Source organism: Spongorhabdus nitratireducens (assembly GCA_947387575.1).
Classification (GTDB): Bacteria; Pseudomonadota; Gammaproteobacteria; order Pseudomonadales; family Endozoicomonadaceae; genus CANDOC01.
Genome location: CANDOC010000005.1, coordinates 246,552 through 266,136, shown reverse-complemented (window position 1 = coordinate 266,136; position 19,585 = coordinate 246,552). Strand labels below are relative to the sequence as shown.

Below are 19,585 nucleotides of genomic sequence, written 5' to 3'. Positions count from 1 at the left end.
TCAAATGCCAACAACTCAAACGCTAAAAATACCCGACCCATCAGGAGTTACAGTGGGAAACAATAACAGTTCGAAAACCGGCGGCGAGCATCAGGCTCCCCGTTATGATTTTGATCAGGTCATTGACCGCAAGGGCACCTACAGCGACAAGTGGGATTTGTACAGAGGGCGGGAAGTGTTACCCATGTGGGTAGCCGATATGGACTTCCGGTCGCCTCCGGAAGTGATTCAGGCACTGCATCAGCGGGTCGATCACGGCATCTTCGGTTATACCAGCCCGCCGGATGAACTGGTCGACATTTTTATCGAAAGAATGAAAAGCCAGTACAACTGGGATATTGAAGCTGACTGGCTGGTCTGGTTACCGGGCCTGGTATGCGGCCTGAATATCAGCGTCCGCAGTGTGACTCGCCCGGGGGAAAGTGTGATCACCCAGACGCCAATCTACCCGCCGTTCCTGTCCTCTATCAGCCTGGCCGGCTGTCACCGGGTCGACGCACCGTTGAAAGCAACAGAAGATCAGCAGTGGCAAATGGATCTGGAAGGTATCGACATCACCGACAATACCCAGCTGTTTATGCTGTGTAATCCGCAGAATCCTACCGGCAAGGTTTTCAGCCGGGAAGAACTGATCGCTATCGACGAGTATTGCCAGAAGCATAATCTGTTTGTCTGCACCGATGAAGTCCATGGTGAATTGCTACTGGATCCTGATGCAGAACATATTCCCTACGCCACCATCAGCGACTACGCCAGAGAAAACTCCATCACCCTGCTGGCGCCAAGCAAAACCTTCAACATTGCCGGTTTTGGATGTTCTGTTGCTGTTATTCCCAACAAGAAACTGCGTAACCGCTTCAAGCAAGTCAGAAAATCGATTGTACCTTCCGTCAATGCACTGGCTTATACCGCAGCATTGGCAGCCTATCGTGACAGCCATGAATGGCACAGTCAGCTGCTTGAGTATCTGCGGGAAAATCATCGACTGATGCTGGAGACCATCAATAGCCTGCCCGGCCTGTCCCAGATTCCGGCCCAGGCCACCTATCTGGGCTGGATCAATGTGTCCGGACTGGGATTACAGAATCCAAAGAGCGTATTTGAAGCAGCCGGCATTGGTCTGAACAGTGGAGCCGATTTTGGTGACAGCGATTACCTGCGGCTGAATTTCGGTTGCCCCCGCAGCACCCTGCAGCAGGGACTGGAACGTATCAGACTGCTGGTCGACTCGTTACAGGACTGATATTTCAGCATTGTTTCAGTATTGAAGTGACAAGCCCTGACTTGTCACTTCTTTTTCAACACGGCCTCAACCATACTTCGCAGACTGTCTTCATGATTAGGTGGTTGTATTCGCTGGCCATTCATAAAAATCATGGGTGTTGCCGACAGCCCCAGTCGCTTGGCTTCTGCTTCAGCACGACTGACAAACCATTCAGGCCGGTCACTGTCCAGACAGGCATTTAACTTCTCCATATCCAGACCAATCGCTTCAGCAATCTCCTTGACCGTATCACCTTCCAGCCGTGCCTGCTGATCAAATACCGCCTGATGGAAATCCCAGTAACGCCCCTGCTCCATGGCACAGGCCGCTACCAACGAGATTCTTCGTGAAGCCTTACTAAGCGGAAATTCAATAAATACCACCCGCAAATCATCCGGATATTCCCGTTGCAAGTCGCCCAGTGTTTCGGCAGCGGTCTTGCAGTGGGCACAGAGAAAGTCACCAAACTCAACCACGGTTACCCGGGCATCCGGTTTCCCCTTGTAAGGAAAACCTTCTGTTTTGAGAATGGTTTTGGGCGCTACCGGTTCAGGCATAACCGCTCTGAACCCTTCGGTATGTGCCAGCGTGGCAATCAGCTCCTGCTTGCGGCGCTCCCGGCGATTGTTGGTCAGGTATTCGGTAATCTGGGTACGCACCTGTTCCAGCGGATAGGGAATCCGCTCCTTGTTATCGTTATAGAACAGTTCGATATCTTCATCGGTTGGCGGAACATCGGGAAAAAAGCGTTTTTCAATCTCTTCCCGTTCTACCTTTTCTCTGGCGGCCAGTTGCTGCATATACAGCTCGATCGCCGCATCTGCCAGCGCCTGCTGCTGTTTTTCCCAAGCAGAGAAAGCAATATCGTAGAACTGCTGGGCCTGTCCCACTGGCAGTTCGTCCTGGGTGTATTTTTTTCCGGCAAACTCCATCAGTACCGGCATTTTGGGTTCTGAACTCCAGAATCCAGCCAGAGTTACATCAAAAGGAATGGCAGTGCAGCCAATCAACAGCAGCAATACTAATGCTGCTTTTCTGCTCATCCTTTGCGCGATAAAACCCGGCAACCCCATCAAGACAATCAGTTTCACGGCAACAGCCCCGGTAATCAGTTCTTTTTAAACCACAGGCCATTACCGAAATATTCCATTTCAGGCGAACGGCTCCTGCTAAAAGTAGATCATGATGACCGGGGATGAGTTCCTTACTGCAAAGGAGTAAGGAAGTTAGAGAGCCGCCTTAGAGGTGCTTAAAGTCAATAACACTATTCAGGTAATCTGCCAGACGAGTCAGGCCTTTCTCATCTTCTTCATCAAAACGGTTGGGTTCCGGACTATCGATATCCAGCACACCGATTACCTTTCCTTCAGCGTACAGAGGCAACACTATCTCGCTGCGGCTAGCACTGTCACAGGCAATATGACCCGGGAATTCATCAACATCAGCAACCCGTACCACCCGACCCTCGGCAGCGGCAGTACCACATACACCGCGCTTCAGCGGAATCCGGACACAGGCCGGCAGCCCCTGAAACGGTCCCAGCACCAGCATATTGTCACGCAACACATAGATACCGGCCCAGTTTACATCCGGCAGGCAGTGGTACAGCAGGGAAGCAATATTGGAAACATTGGCCAGGGCATCCGGCTCACCTGAAACCAGCGCTTCTGCCTGCTGTTGCAAACGCTCATAAAATGCGGATTTATCCGCATAATCACTTTTATCAATCTGGAACATTTATACTTCTCACGATCTCAGAGGGTCCAGGGAGTACTCCCCGGGAGAGGGTGCTTTTCATAACCAGTAGCCTGAAATGCAGTAATACAACTCAGGCAAAATAGCGATAGCCGCTGACAGGGTAGGCACTCACGCGTGCATCACTCAATCGGCCAAGCTGCACTTTAAATGATTCCAACTCGCGCTGCATCCAGTCTTTGTCTGATTCCCGCTGTTCGGTGTTAAAATCTGTTACCGGCGGCTCAAACAGCGACAGGTAGACCCGATCTTTGCGACCCAGTCCAAGCAAATGGATATATTCACAACTGCGCTGAACATGAGTATCGGAGCCTGATTTACCAGCTGCGCCCACCAGTACAGTCAACCCTGAAGCGACACCGGCTGCCGCAGCATTTCTGACATCTTCGGTTACCCTTTCCAGTGAACCTGATTTGCCCAGCTCCTGCCGCAATTGAGTCCAACCCGTTTCAAGTCCAATCACCAGATGCCTGAGTCCCAACTGGTGTAACTGCAGCCACTGCTCAGGAGAACGTGCCGGTGCATAATCCGAATCCAGAAAAGAGGAAATGCCACGTTTCAGTTCTAATGATTGCTGCCTGATAAACTCCAGCACCTCAACCAGACGACGCTGTGATAATGCCAAAGCATTAGCTGATCCCAGAAACAGTCCATCCCGTTGATAAAGTTCCGGCCCCCAGAATTGTTGCAACTGTTCCCAGTGCTTTTTAAAAGCATCGAGAGACAGGGGAGAAAAAGGTTTGTCCCGGTAAAAAATACAGAAGGTACACTTGCGGTTGGGACAGCCATACGCCGGATGAACGACCAGATCCCGATAACGATCCGGTGGCAGAATAGGAATACCTTCAGGATAAAGCCGCTGAAACAGCTGTTGCTGGTAACGATAATCCTGGCAGGTTCTGCCCAGAGCCGTTTCCAGCCACTCTGAAGACCCGGCCCTTATTGCATATTGGTGCAGACATTGTTGGACGGCACTGGCAATGGAGTCCGCAACCTCCGACTCACAAGTGTTGAGTTGTTTGGAACCCTCGACAACGGAGCCATCAATACAGCGGCGATAAAACCGGTCACCCTGCCGAAATGTACACCAGTAGCCGTGCCATGACAGACGCAGGCTCCAGCTGTCACATTCCAGTTTGATACTGTCACGCCCCTTGCGACAGATAACTTCATCACTCACAACTGCCATAACGACCTGATAACCCCGAAAACGACAAGAGGCCATATTTCAGGCCTCTTGAATATCATACCAGTGTTAGATCATTCGTTCAGAGTCACTTCACTGTCAGCTGAACCAGCTCCACCAATTCCCGGATGGCCACAGTAAACATTGCCAGCTCCCGACTCTTGCTGGCACTGAGTTCTGTCATCATGTCCTGCCACCGCATCACCTGAACCTGATGACTCTCCAGCCACTGCAACAATTTTTCTGCAGTACTGTCGGGATAGTCCGGCTGCGCTATCAGCGCCATCGTCAGCGCCCGCTGCTGCCAGTAAAGCTCATCCCGAATACTGTCACGGGCCAGAACTTGCCAGTGGTTATCATCTTCAATCTGACCCAGCTCCTGAATAAACCAGTGCAACTGCAGATAGCTGTCGATACCAAAATACAGCTCGGCCACACTCTCCAGTGGCTGGTCGGTATGGTCAGCAATTTCAATTACTGACAGTGCATTCAGTTGATAACGAGAGGCAGCAACCTGTTTAGCCAGTGATTCGGGCACTCCTGCAGTGGTATAGCGTTCCACATCTTCATTAACCCGACTGATCAAAACCTCAGGTAATCTTTGCTCACACTGCTGCCGGAATTCTTCTACCCGGGGCTTGAAGTGAGAGACACAGGTTGCTGAATCCTGATCCTGCCGGTGACGAATAAACCAGCGACTGGAACGCCGCACCTGTTTGGTCAGCTGCGACATCATTTCCAGCTGCAGATTGCTATCTACCTGACCATCCAATGCCTCAATCTGTTGCCATACAGATTCCACCCCGAACACATCGCGACTGATAACAAAAGCTCTGGCAATCTCTTCTACCGAAGCCCCTGTCGTCCGTTGCATCTGCTGCAAATAGGTAAAGCCCATCATATTGATCAGATGGTTGGATATCTGGGTTGCAACAATCTCGCGCCGCAGCCGGTGATTATCAATCAGCGGTTTGAACTGGCTGACCAGCGTTTGCGGAAATGCGGTTTCAACCTCTCTGGCAACATAGGCATCATCAGCAATGTCAGAGTTAATTAATTGTTGTTTCAGATCGCCCTTCGCATACGAAACCAGCAGCGATAGTTCCGGTCGGGTCAGAGTTTTCTGCTGTAAGAAACGTTCCTTCAAACCATCGTTATCAGGGAGAAACTCAATCACCCGATCCAGCTTGCCTTCACTTTCGAGCTGCTCGATAAAACGAATAGCATCCTCCATACCTCTGGCAGCATCATCCAGAGCCATGGTAATGGCCTGCGCCTGACGATAGTTATTGCCCAGAACCAATTGGGAAACCTCATCCGTCATGGCCTCCAGTAACTCATCCCGCTGCTTGCGGGTCATATCACCATTCGCCACAACTTCGTTCAACAGCACCTTGATATTGACCTCATGGTCCGAGCAGTCAACGCCACCGGCATTATCAATAAAGTCAGTATTCAGTGCACCGCCACTCAGTGCATATTCAACTCGGCCCAGCTGGGTCATTCCCAGATTGCCCCCTTCGCCAACGACTTTGCAGCGTAACTGGGCACCATTAATCCGCAGGTTATCGTTAGCTTTGTCGCCCACATCTGCATGCTGCTCCTGCTCGGATTTAATGTAGGTTCCAATTCCACCGTTCCAGAACAGATCAACCGGTGCCTGCAGGATGGCAGTTATCAACTCGGAAGGTGTAAGCTTATAGGCGGTAATTCCCAGACACTGACGAATTTCATCCGTCAGAGCGATGGATTTGGCATTGCGGGAGAAGATTCCGCCGCCCGCAGATATCAACTCACTGTTGTAATCAGACCAGGAGGAACGAGGCAGCTCAAATAGACGCTTGCGCTCGGCCCATGCAGCCTCGGCATCAGGGCTCGGATCAATAAAGATATGCTGATGATTGAATGCACCGACCAAAGCCAGACTTTGGGATTGCAACATACCATTACCAAAGACATCGCCGGCCATATCACCCACACCAACAGCCGTTACCCGGTCCTGTTGCACATCAACGCCGCATTCCCGGAAATGACGCTGAACCGAGACCCAGGCACCCTTGGCAGTAATACCCATCTTTTTATGGTCATAACCGGCGCTGCCACCGGAAGCAAACGCATCATCCAGCCAGAAGCCGTATTCCGCTGCAATCTCATTGGCTATATCTGAAAATGTTGCGGTCCCCTTGTCTGCCGCAACAACCAGATAGGTATCCTGCTCGTCATAAAATATGACATTTTCAGGATGGACAACTTCACCATCCTTGAGGTTATCCGTCAAATCGAGCAAGCCCCGAATAAAGGTGCGATAACAACTGATACCTTCCTTCATAAAGGCATCACGATCACCTTCCGGCAGACGTTTGGCAACAAATCCACCTTTTGCTCCCACCGGAACAATGACCGCGTTTTTAACTTGCTGAGCCTTGACCAGCCCTAATACTTCAGTACGGAAATCTTCCGGTCTGTCCGACCAGCGCAATCCACCCCGGGCAACTTTGCCACCACGCAGGTGCACCCCTTCAACCCGCGGTGAATAGACAAATATTTCAAACCGGGGAGCAGGCTTGGGCAGATCCGGAATCAGCTCCGGCGCAAACTTCAGGGAGAGATAGGGTTTGGGTTGGTCATCACTGTCAATGCAGTAATAGTTGGTTCTAAGCGTCGCCCGGATCAGGTCTTCAATTCGGCGCAGAATTCTATCTTCACTCAAGACCGAAACATCATCCAGCGCTTCCATTAACTCCAGCTGTAACTGTTGCTGATGCGCCAGACGCTGTTCGGCTGTTAACAGCAACTCCGGGTTAAACCGGTTCTCAAACATTTCCATCAGCTTGCGGGTAATGGCAATGTTATTGAACAGCGTATTGGCAATATAGGCCTGACTGAAGCCAAACCGGATCTGTTTCATATAACGGGCATAGGCTCGCAGAATTGAAACCTGTCGCCAGCTAAAGCCGGCAGCCAGCACCAAACGGTTAAAGGCATCATTTTCTGCTGTCCCAAACCAGATATTCTCAAATGCATCGCGAAAAATCTGGTTGACCCGGCGGGCATCAATTCCGGCATCATGGCTGTACTCCAGCACAAAGTCATGAATCCAGATACTGGAACTGTCCTGCCGGTCAATCTTGTAGGGATACTCACTGATTACCTTGAGCCCAAGGTTTTCGATAATCGGAATCTGGTCAGCCAAAGGCAGTGGTGTGCTGTGATGGTAAACCTTGAAGCGAATACAGTGGCGGGGATCACCCAGCGACTGATAGAAGCTCATGGTCAACGGACGATCATCACTAAGCTCATCCAGATAGTCCACATCCACGACTGCTGACTGCGGACTGAACGATTCCTTATAAGCCGCCGTAAAACCATCACTGTAAATCTGCCACAACCGGTTGGCACTGGCTTCTCCCCTGGCTTCCAGCAGATTGGCCTTGAACTCATCCTCCCAGCTGCGAGCTGCCTGAATAATCTCCTCGTTAATCGCATCCAGATCAAATTCAGTCTGCTGCTCAGGATCAAGCCGCAGGGTAAAGTGCACCCGGCACAGAATGGACTCGGAGAAGTAAGTGGTAAATTCAGAATCCAGTGCATTAAGACGCTCGATCAGAATCTGCTGCATTTTTCGACGCAGGCCGGTGCTGTAGATATCTCGGGGCACATAAGCCAGTGCCGAACAGAACAGGCCATTACGATCCTGGCGCAGAAAGACCTTGATCTGATGCCGCTCCTGAATCTGCAGAATGCCCTGGGTTGTGGCAAACAACTCTTCAGGCGACATCTGGAACAGTTCCTCCCGTGGGAACACTTCCAGAATCTGCACCAGATCCTTGGCATGATGACTGCCGGGTTCCAGTCCCGCCGCCGCGGTAATACTGGTTATCTTGTTTCTGACATAGGGAATCTTGCCTGGACTCTGCTGATACACCGGTGAAGTGTAAAGTCCCATAATGCGTGATTCACCGGTAACTTCACCATTTTCATCAAAATGCCGCATCACAATAAATTCAGGATAGGCAGGACGGTGGACACTGGAGCGTGCAGCAGCCCGGGAGAAACTCAGCCGCTCCTTGCAGCTGAAAAAGTCACTGTCCAGCACCGGTTCCAGTTGTTGCTGATCCAGCTCGCCACCGATGACCGGTCTTAGCAGCCCCAACAGGCTGCGGGCAGGTCTGACTATCTGATGATGACTACTACCCGGGTCTTTACCCTGCCCTTTGACTTTTAATTCCTCACAGGCAAGAAAAGTAAAGTTATCTCTCAACAGCCAATCAAGGAATTCCCGCTCTTCCTGCTCATCATCACTCAGAACTGAAATCAGTTTACTGACCTGATCTCGCATGGCCTGATGATCATCAACCACCCGCCGAACATCAGCCAACACGGCAACAAGCTGTTGCTGCAGCAGCTTCAGTCCATCACTTTCTTCAATCCGGTCAATTTCCAGATAAACAAAAGCCTCTCGCACTTCCGGTTGCTTACTGTCAGCATCATGCAGCATGTTGTGATCATCATCCCGCCTGAAATTCATAATGCCATTACGCAGCCGGTGAATAGTCAAACCACGCTCATTCAGCTTCATTCGAATGGAATCAACAATAAAAGGCTGATCGATATGAACCAGCTGGATCACGGTGTGGGTCGAATGCCAGCCATAATGTTCATAATCAGGATTGAAGACGGTAATTTTGGGAGCAGCAGGATCATGCTGCTGAATAAAGTGCCAGAAGGAAAGCAGTGAGCCCGTCAGATCTGATAGATTTTCCTGTTCGAGATCCCTTGCTGTATCCAGCAAACAGTAGCGATCCCTGAACATCGCCAGTGCCTGCTGCTCTTGCTCTGGCCTCTGCTCACTGACATCGGCCAGTAGTTTTTCAAGCAGAGCTTCCTTGCTGCCGGCTACCGACAAAGCCATGTTTCCCTCCTGGAGAACTTTTTGTTATATCCTCAACAAAATATAGACCGATCAATTACATTTAATCGGGGTTTAGTTGTTTTATCGACCTGCTATTTGCATTACCGATACGCTCCCCGATAAACATGGTGAACAGAGAGCCCATGGAAGCCCCTCTACTCCGTCCCGCATCTGCCGGAGCATTATCCGAGACCGCAACCAGTCAACCCACCAGCCGACTGGGCACCGGCAATGATGCCGATGCGCTGGCACTGTTTCTGCGCCGGGCTGAACGCCGCTCGGCAGAAACCCTGCGGCGCTATACCCGTGAACTCGTCCGGTTTACGGCTTTCTGCCGCAAGGAGCTACTGAAAAACTATGACCAGATTACAGTGGCAGATATTGAAGGCTACGTCACCTTTCTGAATGCCCCCTGGCCTCACTGGCAACAACCGGGAATTGATCGCAGTCGTCCTGACAAGGTTTACTTTCCCAATGCTATCAAGCCGGGTAAGAGTACTGACCAAGTTATTACGGTATTACACAGCTTTTTTAATTACCTGCATGCCACCGGTTATATCCAGGGCAACCCGGTTCATGGCTTTGATAAAAGCGGTGAGCGCCATGCCCGCGGCCACGGCGAAGTGCGTTACTTCTATGCCGATGAATGGGATGTGGTGAAGTCCTGTTTAAAACATTATCCGGAAGACACTAAACGCCAGCAGGGTGAAAAAGCCCGGCTGAATTTTATTTTTGGGCTGACCTATGCCACTGCAATGCGTCAGGGTGAAATCGAACGCCTCAGCTGTGCTGATATATTGCCCGGACCGGATGGTGAGCTGGAACTGCATATCAGCGGTAAAGGCCGGCGCAAGCGGCGGTTACCGGTCAATGATCGTACACTGGATATTATTATTCGCTATCGCCAGCATCATAAGCAGGAAGCCTTCAGCCGCGACGGGTTTCCCCTGGCCCCCACCATCTGCCCGGTAAAGAAAGATGGCAGCTATGGCCGAATGTCTGCCCGTCAGATTCGCAAATGGTTTGCCGGTTTTATGCTTCATTGTGCCGACAGTGTCGACAAGGAAAATCCGGAGCTGGCCCAGCGGTTACTGGAAAAAAGCTTTCACTCGCTGCGACATACTGCTCTGTCTCACCTGGCACGCAATATGGATATCGAGGATCTGGCTATTTTTGCCGGCCACGAAGCCATCACAACCACCCAGCAGTATTACACCCCGGAACGCTCACGACTCAGGGAGTTGACCCGGGAGCACGGCCTTGACTGAACTAACCAGTAGCGATCAGCAGCGATACAGGAGCAATGATGACAGCCACAGCAACCAAAACCATCTGCGTCTCCGGCGGATTTGATCCGGTTCATATTGGCCACCTGAGAATGATGCAGCAGGCTGCCACTTATGGTCAGTTGGTGGTCATTGTAAATTCCGACCAGTGGTTGCTGCGTAAAAAGGGCTATGTCTTTATGCCGTTCACCGATCGCTGCGAATTGATTGAAGGCTTCAGCTGTGTGGCCCGGACTGTTGCTGTAAACGACGATGACAACTCCGTATGCGAAGCATTGCGCCGAATTCAGCCTGACTATTTTGCCAATGGCGGTGACCGCAAACTGGACAATGTTCCAGAAGTTGCACTTTGCCAGCAGCTCGGGATCAAAATGCTGTGGAATATGGGTGGCGAAAAGGTTCGCAGCTCATCCGAACTGGTCGCAGCCAGCCCGGGCCTGAAATGAGTTTTGAACACTATTACCACTCAATTTGACGGTAATATTCACTACAGAGCGCTACCCTGTCGTCTAACTGCCAAGGTATCCAAGTAAAATACCTACCTGCAATGTCGTTATGGCATTGCCACTTTTTTGAAACTTGATCTAATCTTGGTTTTGCTTTGTATTCGGCCTGCAGCGCAGTCATGCATGCAGGTTCGTCATGAAATCAGTCTTCGGCAGTTGTTGGATATTTTGATAGTCCATTATTGCTGTCCGAAGGCGAATACCAGGTCCGGGGTAAAGGCAGCCTGCCAGACTGCCCCCCTCTTTCATCACATGATTCACCCCATACAGGTTCAGGTACCATCATGAACAAAAAAGAGCTGGTAGAGCAGATTGCCGAAGATGCCGGTCTTTCCCGCAGCAAGGCAGAACATGCACTTAATGCTTTTATTCATCATGTACAGGATGCACTGGTGCGAGGCGAAACTGTTCAGCTGATAGGATTTGGCAGCTTCGTTGTAGGCAACCGGGCTGCGCGTAAAGGACGCAATCCCCAGACCGGTGCCGAAATTGATATTCCTGCCATGCGGGTGCCGCAGTTCAAAGCCGGCAGCAAGCTTAAGGAGATGGTTAATAGCTGAAACCGTTCAGCAAAACACTGAATCAACTCATGAAGCCGGATCTATAGATACCTTAATACTGCCTTTCGTTATTATTCTTCCGGCTTCTCAACTATTTTCATTACCTATCATCTCTATTCGGTACAACTTTTCCCAAAAACCCTTTTCTACGAGCCCCTTTGAGACTGTTGTTTATCAGAAATCAGCTAATGTAAGATGCTGAGATAATGAATATATGATTGCATAATATTATATGATTGACAAAACAGCAGCCCGACTGGTTATTCGCGATACTCTGCTGGAGTTACAGCAACAAAACCGGGAGTTCAGTGAGCTTTTACTGGGAGACAAACAGCTACCAGCCTGGGTTATGAATGAAGACCCGGAAGATACTCGCCCTGCACGTGAGAAAGCCGCTGATGCTGCCGCCCGTCTGACCTATCGACCTGATCAGAAAAAACAGAAAACAGCCAAGTGTTATGGCCTGGTGGGAATATCCCAGAAAACACTGGAAGCAGGCACACAACTGAATGAAGCCAAGCTCGCCTTCAAACAGGCCATAGGCAACTATCGAAAACTGTTTGGCGCTTCCAGTATTGAGACTATCGAGTTTTCATCTCGGGAGCTGCGCGACTCCCTGCTGGGAAATCTGAAGCTGCATCATCTGCATTTTGTGCAATGCTACCGCCAGCTCAAGTTGTTTCCGGTTCCACCCAAACGCGCGGGTTTCAGCTGGGCCAAAGGCACCTGCGGCAGTGTCAGGCTGACAGCCAAAGCGGCTATTCGTCATCTGCAACAGCAATATACTCAGTCCCAGTCAATTATTGATGACATTATCAATCTGCAGCAACTGCCTCCTGATCAGAGCGTTGTGATTAAACGTCCACTGGCTCCCCATTTAAGAGCCAACCTGACCTGGGATGACAAAGTTAAACAGCTTCGGCTCGATCCGGATGAAAAAGCCCGATATCCACTGCAGGTAAACACTCCATTGCCATTATTTATGCTTTTACAGGAAGGACAGCATTTACCCGAGTTTAATCAGATAAAGCCCCTGGTGCGTGAAGCTGTACAGGATCGGCTTAAACGTTCGGATCGCAAACTGAAACCGTTATCAGATAAAGAAGATACTTATGTATTTGTTGACATAACCTGAAAACCAGAATTCCGCTGCCGTATATTTTTCTTCAGCAATCCTCGACAGTTTTTACTATGCTTTTTCGGACTGCAGCCAACATGGGCTTGGCTGCAGTTTTTTATTGCCTCTTTCTCAGTCTTAACAAAACATACTGTAGTGGCTGGTTTGGTAATGAGAAAAAACAGGGCTTTCGGCTATCAGCATTTTGGTTTGATCTCTCCCGGTTTCAGATACCTGATGACCGGCTGCCTGATCTGTTTGCTTGCCGCCTGTGCCAGCCACTCTCCAATTGCTCCATCAATAGCTCCTTCAGCTCACCAGCAAACAGCATCGATTCCCGCACAAGTTGATAAAGCCGAGTCCGAAGTCGCAGATCTCAAACAGCAAATGCTTGGTATGATCCAGGACAGTATCAATCAGGATTCCGAGATGAGCCCCGAGCTGAAAACCCGGCTGACAGCTCAGGCTATTGAACCCTTGCAGGAAGAGTCAGCGATTTTCCTGACCGGGGAAGACAAAATCACCCGCCCTGTTGCCGTTAACCTGCAAAAAGCCTTTGAGCAGACGCTAGTCGAGCTCGGCAACAGTCAGCATCCCGGACTGACCAGAGCGGTAGCCATTATCCATACCGACAAACCGACAACCCCGCTCTGCAATCCTCAAAAGCAAATTTTGCCCGGTACTGCAGCCAGCGATATGAGCCAGGATGCGCAGCGACTTAAAACAATCACCGACCGCAGTATCACTGTAAGAAAAATGGCTCGCTGCGGCGGTAATTTATCACTTGTTATTGCCTATGCCCGGGACGGACTGGAAAAAAGAACCGCAGCAGAAAAACAGGTTTACCTGCAGGAAACGCTGAAACCTGAAAACTGTAACCTGACCGATGCCAGACTGAATTGCGACGCGGTGCCTGCTGAAATCAGTGGCTCATCCTATATTCTGACAACCCCTTCCGGTGGCGAACTGTACTTTGGCAATAATGGTATGCAGGCGCTGGAAAGCAGCAAGAATATGTACTGGCGCTACTGGTTTGGCAGCACCCAAAAAATAGTTCCGGCACGCAGAAAACAGGAAATTGAGGGTTTTCTGAAAACCTCCGGCTACAAACCGACAGGTTTTTAGACTAATCGGTTGCCAGTCACCGTTATCTGCTGAAAATCACCCTGTCAGGAACTGCTGGCGGCCTATACTGTCCTATCCCTTAACCATTTCCATATACGAAAAACAGGCAGGGATGTGGTATGAGGCCAGCCGGACTATTTGCTTTTACATTTCGAAGTCAGCTCTGTCTGACCACAACAGCTCTGATCGCATCGTACCTGTTTCTCTTGTCATTTCAGGTTACTGCCGAGCTATCTGCCCAGCTATCCCAAGATCTATCTTCTCCATACAACAGAGAGTGCCATCGCCTGCCTGAAATCTGGCAAAGTGCTGAAAATCAGGCCATCTGGCCGGATCCGGTCATTTCCAGACTGACATCCTCTCCTTTCAATACAGAGCTTGCACCTTCTCATCTGCTGGATTTTATCGGTTCTGACCACTTGCAGGATCTGCATTTTGAAAACCTGGTCAATCCGGCTGCGATACAGGTTTTCAGTAACCTGCTGGCGCTGAGTCACTCGGTTACCGAGAAGCATGTTAAATCAGATGTGGTACGTCACCGTAATGCCAGCCAGTCCCATGTCCAGTTGCGAGGACTCGATACCGATATACGTCCTGTCGCTGTGACCTTTCAGAAAGCATTTGAAGCCTCATTACTGCAGAAGCTCTATAACAAACAGTTAAAGCACTGCCGGATTTTTATTCATACGCCACGGCCGGCCACTCCTCTGTGCAATCAGTCAGGTCAGGTTCTGGACAGCAGTATTCACAGCACCATGCAGGCGGATGAGAAAAGACTTAAAACCGTCAGGGACCGAACCCTGACCCTTCGGCAGCTGGCCCGGTTCGGGCCCGAAGTGGAGTTATTTGTAGTCTATCCAAAGTCCGGAATAGAGCGCAGAACCCAGGCCGAGCAAGCCATCTACCAATCAGAGCTGAGTGACAAACGCAATATCAGCCTGTATGACCACCCGCTTGAGTGCGAAAGTATTCCTCCTTCCCTATGTGGAGCTTCCTACTTTCTGAAGCTGGAAAGTGGCGAAACACTGTTTTTCTCACTGAATGGTTCCCAGGCTGCAGACTGTGATGATGCCATGCTGTGGGAGTACTGGTTCGACAATATCAATCATCCCGATGTCAAAGCACGCCATGACAAGGTTGTCAGCTTTCTGGAGAAGCATGGCCTGAAAGTACAGGGAAGATAACGGCACACCAACGACAGAGAATACCGAAGTTATATATGTAAAAAATATGCTTTATTTTTAACGACTTGCACAAGAAACAAAAAGTAACGCATTTACTATTGATCCTCCATTCTCTTAATACAAATCCCCAATAACTACAAAGAAGGACTGGAATACACTGCTAAGGTTTTAAGAGGCATTGTTTTTATTAGGTTATATCAGCTGCTGAGCCTGAAGCCACGCATCAAGAAGCATCCACCAGTGCCGAAATCATAATGAATCACAGGGTACGCGTATATGATCCATATCTCGGGCTTCTCCCTTCTTGTCATGGCCATTCTGGTTTACTTCCTGGGCTGGTTTGTGACTCGCCATGTACGCCTGCTTGATGAATATCATATTCCCGCCCCGGTTACCGGTGGTCTTTTAACCAGTGCCACTATTGCTATTACCAGCCAGTTTATCGACTTCGACATTCAGTGGGATCTCGCCCTGCGTGACCAACTACTGCTGATTTTCTTCTGCACTGTCGGTTTGAATGCCCGGCTAAGACTACTGATCAGTGGAGGCAAAACCCTGCCACTGCTGTTCTGTATTATTGCTGTTTTTCTGGTAATACAGAACACCGTTGGACTGTCTATGGCGATGCTGATTGGTGACGAACCCATTCACGGACTGATTGCGGGTTCAATCACCATGGCTGGAGGTCACGGCACCGCTATCAGCTGGGGTGCATTTCTGGAAAGTGAAGGTTATACCGGTGCGACTGAGTTTGGATTGATTGCGGCCACAATGGGGCTGATCATGGGTGGTATGCTGGGTGGACCGGTTGCTCACCAGCTGATTAAAAACTACCGACTCGACCCCAAGGATGCCGATATGGGCATCCACTCGGATCCGGAAAGTATCGAAACCCGGGCAATTACCCTGTGCATGCATCAGGTATTGAAAGTCGTACTGGTAATCGGTGCCTGTATTATTGCCGGCAAATATATCAATGGCATATTCCGCTCTTACGGTATTGTGATGCCGGATTATCTGCCGGTGCTGTTCCTGGGTATGTTTGCGGCCAATATCGCCGACATAATGAAATTCCAGTTTAACGACCAGTTTATCAACCTGTTTGGTGATATCAGCCTGGAGCTATTTATTGCCATGAGTCTGATGTCACTGAAACTGACCCGGCTGGCGGAAACCGCAGGTCCGGTGGTTATCATTGTCCTGACTCAAGCCGTTGTCATCTGCCTGTTTGCCTATTACATCATGTTCCGCGCCGCCGGCCGGGATTATGATGCCAGTCTGGTTACCGCCGGCTTTGTCGGCCTGGGTTTGGGAGCAACACCCGTAGGTCTGGCCAATGTCAGCACCCTGACTCACCGCTATGGTCCCTCACCCAAGGCTTATCTGATTGTGCCACTGCTGGGCTCGGTGTTTACTGACACGCTCAATGCCGTTGTACTTCAAGGCTTTCTGACTCTTCCTATTTTTCAATAGCCTGAAACCAAACAAGCCCGAATGTTCCGCAGCATTCGGGCTTGTTTCAACAGATTAAAGCAGCCTGTCAGTTTTTCATCTTGTCTGCGGCATCTTTCATAATATTGTAAGTCACCTGCATGCCGTCAACCCACTCGGAACCATAGCGATAATCAACCGTCGCGCCGATGTTCTGGTAGGCCTTGATTACAGCCGGGTCTTTCATCACTTTATTGGTTGCTTCGGTCAGCTTCTTGACGACTTCCTCTGGTACACCTTTAGGTGCAAAGATACCGGACCAGCCTTCAAAGCTGCCTTCAATGCCGTAGTCAGCAAAGGTCGGAACACCCGGGAATGCATCCATCTTCTGGTTCATAACCAGCGCTCGGGCGCGCTCAGACTTGAGGTGCGGGCCAAAGATCGGCGGGAACGATACAGCTGAATCAATGTGACCACCAATCACGGAAACCATAGAGGTTGCACCGTCCTTGGCATGGACATATTTGGGCTTGTAACCGGCCTGGTCAGCAATGATATTGGCCAGAATGGTGCCAGAGGACGAAGCACCCCAGGAACCCTGAGTCACAGTTTTGTTCTTTGCCCCCTTGATAAAGTCATCAAAGGTTTTGTACGGACTGTCTTTGGCTACAACAACAGCCAGCGGTACCGAGGTCATTTTTACGACCGGAGTAAAGCTGTCAAAGCTGTAGGGCGTCTTGCTGAAGTTAGGGGTTACCAGCATATTGCCAAGACCGGCATTGATCAGGGTGTAACCATCTTTTCTGGAGTTAGCCACGAAAGCAGTACCGACAATACCGCCACCGCCGGGCTTGTTGATGACAACGACCGGCACACCCAGCTCTTTCTCGACAGCATCAGCCCAGATCCGGGTTGTCAGATCGGAATCACCACCCGCACCGTAAGGTACAACAACCTTGATCGGCTTCTCCGGATATCCAGCCTGAGCAGCGCCCGCAGACAAGCAAACGGCCAGAGCGCCAGCGAGGATGGTCAGTGATTTTTTCATGTTGTTCATAATAAATGCCTGCTAGTAATTTCTTATAGGTTCATCGTTTGTTTCAAAGTACGGCACGCTGCCTGTGAAAAAGGGAAAGATAAAGCAGGTGCCATGCTCCTTGTGTCTGTTATTGTTTTTCTGGTTACGACGTTACCTCTTGCGCCTGAGTTGAGTTGCCGGCTTTCTTCTTTTTCATATACACGCTGGAATATACGAAGAAGATCGAAAGCGCGATAAATACCCATGAGAAGGGGGAAGCAAACAGCAGGTGGTAGTCAGTACCGACAATCGCCAGTGCCTGATCCAGGTTCTGTTCCAGATACGGGGTCAGAATAAATCCGATAATAAAGATGGCCGGGTTCAGTCCAACCAGTCGCATGCCATAACCCATCACGGTAAAGCCGATCAGGATCAGGATGTCGTTCATATTCTGACCGGCAGTGAAAGCGCCGGTGAAGGCAAAAATGGTCACACACGGGAAGATATAATAGCGCCGCAGTGAAGCCACTTTGACGAAGAAACTGAACCCGGACTTGGCAATACCCAGCAGGAACAGATCTGTAATCAGGAAGCCGGCAAAAATGGCATAGATGGTTTCAGTATGCTCAAAGAAGATCAGCGGACCCGGTGTCAGGCCGTGAATCAGGAACGCACCCATCAGCAGTGCCGCGACATCATCACCGGGAATACTGAGGGTCAGCATCGGGATCAGACTGGAACCACAAACCGCATTGTTGGCTGATTCTGCCGCCGCTATACCTTCAATCGAACCCTTGCCATACTCTTCCGGCTTTTTGGAAGTACGCTTCGCCTCACCGTAAGCCATAAATGCAGCAGTACTGGAGCCCAGACCCGGCAACGCGCCGATAAAGGTACCGATACCACTGGATTTCAGAATGGTGCCAAACACCGAGCGGTACTCTTTCCAGCTGATACGGTTATCAGCCGGATTGGGCGAGCGGGTAATGGCCATATCACTGTGTGACTTCTTTCGCTGTCTGACTACATTCAACACTTCCGGCATTACCAAAATACCGATCAGCATCGGAGTGAATGTAAACCCGGACATCAGCTCAGTGATACCGAAGGTGAAACGGGAAGCACCGGTAATAGTCGACAAGCCAACCATGGCAAACAGCATACCGAGCGTACAGGACAACAAACCACGAGAAATCGATTGTCCAGCCAGAGTACTGATAACGGTAAAGGCAAACAGCAGCAGGAACACCTTCTCAATCGGACCGGCCTGTAGCGATATCGCAGAAATCGGTGCAGCAACCAGAATCAGCACCAGAGTGGCTATGACCTCACCGGAAACAGAGGAGAACAGGGAGATATCCAGTGCCTTACCTGATTTACCTGCCTTGGTCAGGGCATTGCCATCAACTGCCGTCAGAAAGGATGCTGCAGCTCCGGGGGTATTAATCAGAATGGCAGAGATCGAGCCACCATAAATACCGGCCTTGTAAACTGCCAGCAGCATGGTGATGCCGATAATCGGATCCACATAAAACGTCAGCGGCAGAATAATGGCAATGGCCATAATGGCTGAAATGCCAGGAATCGCCCCGAATACGATACCGACAATAACGCCGGCAATAATACCGAGTATGGGCCCGACCGCGAGAATCGAAGAAAATCCACCAATAATATTTTCAATCATAGGAACAGTTCTCGTCAGGACAGGGTCCAGGTTGGTAGATAAACCCGGAGGAAGTGGCTGGAACCATAGAAGATAAGCAGCGGCGTAATAACAGATACCAGTGTTATAGGTATCCAGTTACGACCACCCAGCAACACAGCCACACTGAACATCACGAAAGGTGTTGCCACCAGAAAGCCGACATGGGGTACAGCCAGCCAGTAAGCGATAAAAATACCGATATAAACCAGAACCCCGGAGAAACCCTGGGTAACAATAATTTCGGACTCTTCCTGTTTCGCCTGCCGCAACAGTTTCAGCAGTGATTCAATGCCCATCACGGCGGCAAAAATAATAATCAGGCCGGCAACAATGCGCGGCAGAAACATCGAACCCAGTTCGGTTTCAACGCCACCTTCAACCAGATTGTCATTGGTTAAAATGATTACGGAGATAATGATTAGCAGCGTTGATAAAACGACATCAATTTTCCGTCTATCCATATTTATTCCTCTCAACGTTTATGGTGAGCAGGCTGTCTCAATACCTTTCAGGTATGACAGTGACAGCCCCGGCAA

At 50.1% G+C, this 19,585-nt stretch carries 15 protein-coding genes; 8 read left to right on the top strand and 7 right to left on the bottom strand.

Annotated elements, in window-relative coordinates; translation table 11 throughout:
* Positions 1–52 precede the first annotated feature (52 nt).
* Positions 53–1,243 (top strand): MalY/PatB family protein, encoded by a 1,191-nt coding sequence (locus tag ACYZZ0_RS11415; protein WP_461536755.1) that lies wholly within the window; start codon positions 53–55, stop codon positions 1,241–1,243.
* Between the two features lie 44 nt (positions 1,244–1,287).
* On the opposite strand, the gene ACYZZ0_RS11410 is transcribed toward ACYZZ0_RS11415, so the two are convergent.
* From ACYZZ0_RS11410 to ACYZZ0_RS11395, 4 genes are all read right to left on the bottom strand, one after another.
* Positions 1,288–2,355: a DsbA family protein gene (locus ACYZZ0_RS11410; RefSeq protein ID WP_461536754.1), complete on the bottom strand. Its 1,068-nt coding sequence runs from the start codon at positions 2,353–2,355 to the stop codon at positions 1,288–1,290.
* 148 nt (positions 2,356–2,503) lie between these two features.
* The gene (locus tag ACYZZ0_RS11405) at positions 2,504–3,001 is read right to left on the bottom strand and encodes a GAF domain-containing protein (RefSeq protein WP_461536753.1); all 498 of its coding nucleotides are present in this window, start codon (positions 2,999–3,001) and stop codon (positions 2,504–2,506) included.
* Positions 3,002–3,092: 91 nt separating this feature from the next.
* Positions 3,093–4,244: a radical SAM protein gene (locus ACYZZ0_RS11400; protein WP_461536752.1), complete on the bottom strand. Its 1,152-nt coding sequence runs from the start codon at positions 4,242–4,244 to the stop codon at positions 3,093–3,095.
* Between the two features lie 49 nt (positions 4,245–4,293).
* Positions 4,294–9,117, bottom strand: a complete 4,824-nt coding sequence (locus tag ACYZZ0_RS11395; protein ID WP_461536751.1) for an NAD-glutamate dehydrogenase — start codon at positions 9,115–9,117, stop codon at positions 4,294–4,296.
* 143 nt (positions 9,118–9,260) lie between these two features.
* Between ACYZZ0_RS11395 and ACYZZ0_RS11390 the strand changes: the two genes are divergently transcribed.
* The 7 genes from ACYZZ0_RS11390 (at position 9,261) to gltS (ending at position 16,368) form a co-directional block, all read left to right on the top strand.
* Positions 9,261–10,385 carry a tyrosine-type recombinase/integrase gene (locus tag ACYZZ0_RS11390; RefSeq protein WP_461536750.1) on the top strand — a complete coding sequence of 375 codons (1,125 nt, stop codon included), beginning with the start codon at positions 9,261–9,263 and terminating at the stop codon, positions 10,383–10,385.
* Between the two features lie 35 nt (positions 10,386–10,420).
* Positions 10,421–10,849 (top strand): adenylyltransferase/cytidyltransferase family protein, encoded by a 429-nt coding sequence (locus ACYZZ0_RS11385; RefSeq protein ID WP_461536749.1) that lies wholly within the window; start codon positions 10,421–10,423, stop codon positions 10,847–10,849.
* A gap of 344 nt (positions 10,850–11,193) precedes the next feature.
* Positions 11,194–11,469: an HU family DNA-binding protein gene (locus ACYZZ0_RS11380; protein WP_461536748.1), complete on the top strand. Its 276-nt coding sequence runs from the start codon at positions 11,194–11,196 to the stop codon at positions 11,467–11,469.
* Positions 11,470–11,701: 232 nt separating this feature from the next.
* Positions 11,702–12,604, top strand: coding sequence for a DNA replication terminus site-binding protein (locus ACYZZ0_RS11375; protein ID WP_461536747.1), 903 nt, complete (start codon positions 11,702–11,704; stop codon positions 12,602–12,604).
* 153 nt (positions 12,605–12,757) lie between these two features.
* Positions 12,758–13,711, top strand: a complete 954-nt coding sequence (locus ACYZZ0_RS11370) for a hypothetical protein (protein WP_461536746.1) — start codon at positions 12,758–12,760, stop codon at positions 13,709–13,711.
* Positions 13,712–13,830: 119 nt separating this feature from the next.
* Entirely contained in the window at positions 13,831–14,895 is a 1,065-nt protein-coding gene (locus ACYZZ0_RS11365; protein ID WP_461536745.1) for a hypothetical protein, read from the top strand.
* A gap of 276 nt (positions 14,896–15,171) precedes the next feature.
* Entirely contained in the window at positions 15,172–16,368 is a 1,197-nt protein-coding gene (gltS, locus tag ACYZZ0_RS11360; protein WP_461536744.1) for a sodium/glutamate symporter, read from the top strand.
* 67 nt (positions 16,369–16,435) lie between these two features.
* Here gltS and ACYZZ0_RS11355 read toward each other — a convergent pair whose 3' ends face one another.
* From ACYZZ0_RS11355 to ACYZZ0_RS11345, 3 genes are all read right to left on the bottom strand, one after another.
* Positions 16,436–17,383: a Bug family tripartite tricarboxylate transporter substrate binding protein gene (locus ACYZZ0_RS11355; protein ID WP_461536743.1), complete on the bottom strand. Its 948-nt coding sequence runs from the start codon at positions 17,381–17,383 to the stop codon at positions 16,436–16,438.
* Between the two features lie 124 nt (positions 17,384–17,507).
* Positions 17,508–19,028: a tripartite tricarboxylate transporter permease gene (locus tag ACYZZ0_RS11350; RefSeq protein WP_461536742.1), complete on the bottom strand. Its 1,521-nt coding sequence runs from the start codon at positions 19,026–19,028 to the stop codon at positions 17,508–17,510.
* A 14-nt stretch (positions 19,029–19,042) separates the two neighbouring features.
* The gene (locus ACYZZ0_RS11345) at positions 19,043–19,510 is read right to left on the bottom strand and encodes a tripartite tricarboxylate transporter TctB family protein (protein ID WP_461536741.1); all 468 of its coding nucleotides are present in this window, start codon (positions 19,508–19,510) and stop codon (positions 19,043–19,045) included.
* Between the last annotated feature and the right edge of the window lie 75 nt (positions 19,511–19,585).

Excerpts from the sequence above, each read along its gene's own strand:
- ACYZZ0_RS11395 (WP_461536751.1), bottom strand. The coding sequence starts at position 9,117 with ATGGCTTTGTCGGTAGCCGGCAGCAAGGAAGCTCTGCTTGAAAAACTA.
- ACYZZ0_RS11390 (WP_461536750.1), top strand. The coding sequence starts at position 9,261 with ATGGAAGCCCCTCTACTCCGTCCCGCATCTGCCGGAGCATTATCCGAG.
- ACYZZ0_RS11405 (WP_461536753.1), bottom strand. The coding sequence starts at position 3,001 with ATGTTCCAGATTGATAAAAGTGATTATGCGGATAAATCCGCATTTTAT.
- ACYZZ0_RS11385 (WP_461536749.1), top strand. The coding sequence starts at position 10,421 with ATGATGACAGCCACAGCAACCAAAACCATCTGCGTCTCCGGCGGATTT.
- ACYZZ0_RS11355 (WP_461536743.1), bottom strand. The coding sequence starts at position 17,383 with ATGAACAACATGAAAAAATCACTGACCATCCTCGCTGGCGCTCTGGCC.
- ACYZZ0_RS11350 (WP_461536742.1), bottom strand. The coding sequence starts at position 19,028 with ATGATTGAAAATATTATTGGTGGATTTTCTTCGATTCTCGCGGTCGGG.
- gltS (WP_461536744.1), top strand. The coding sequence starts at position 15,172 with ATGATCCATATCTCGGGCTTCTCCCTTCTTGTCATGGCCATTCTGGTT.
- ACYZZ0_RS11380 (WP_461536748.1), top strand. The coding sequence starts at position 11,194 with ATGAACAAAAAAGAGCTGGTAGAGCAGATTGCCGAAGATGCCGGTCTT.
- ACYZZ0_RS11400 (WP_461536752.1), bottom strand. The coding sequence starts at position 4,244 with ATGGCCTCTTGTCGTTTTCGGGGTTATCAGGTCGTTATGGCAGTTGTG.
- ACYZZ0_RS11370 (WP_461536746.1), top strand. The coding sequence starts at position 12,758 with ATGAGAAAAAACAGGGCTTTCGGCTATCAGCATTTTGGTTTGATCTCT.
- ACYZZ0_RS11365 (WP_461536745.1), top strand. The coding sequence starts at position 13,831 with ATGAGGCCAGCCGGACTATTTGCTTTTACATTTCGAAGTCAGCTCTGT.
- ACYZZ0_RS11345 (WP_461536741.1), bottom strand. The coding sequence starts at position 19,510 with ATGGATAGACGGAAAATTGATGTCGTTTTATCAACGCTGCTAATCATT.
- ACYZZ0_RS11375 (WP_461536747.1), top strand. The coding sequence starts at position 11,702 with ATGATTGACAAAACAGCAGCCCGACTGGTTATTCGCGATACTCTGCTG.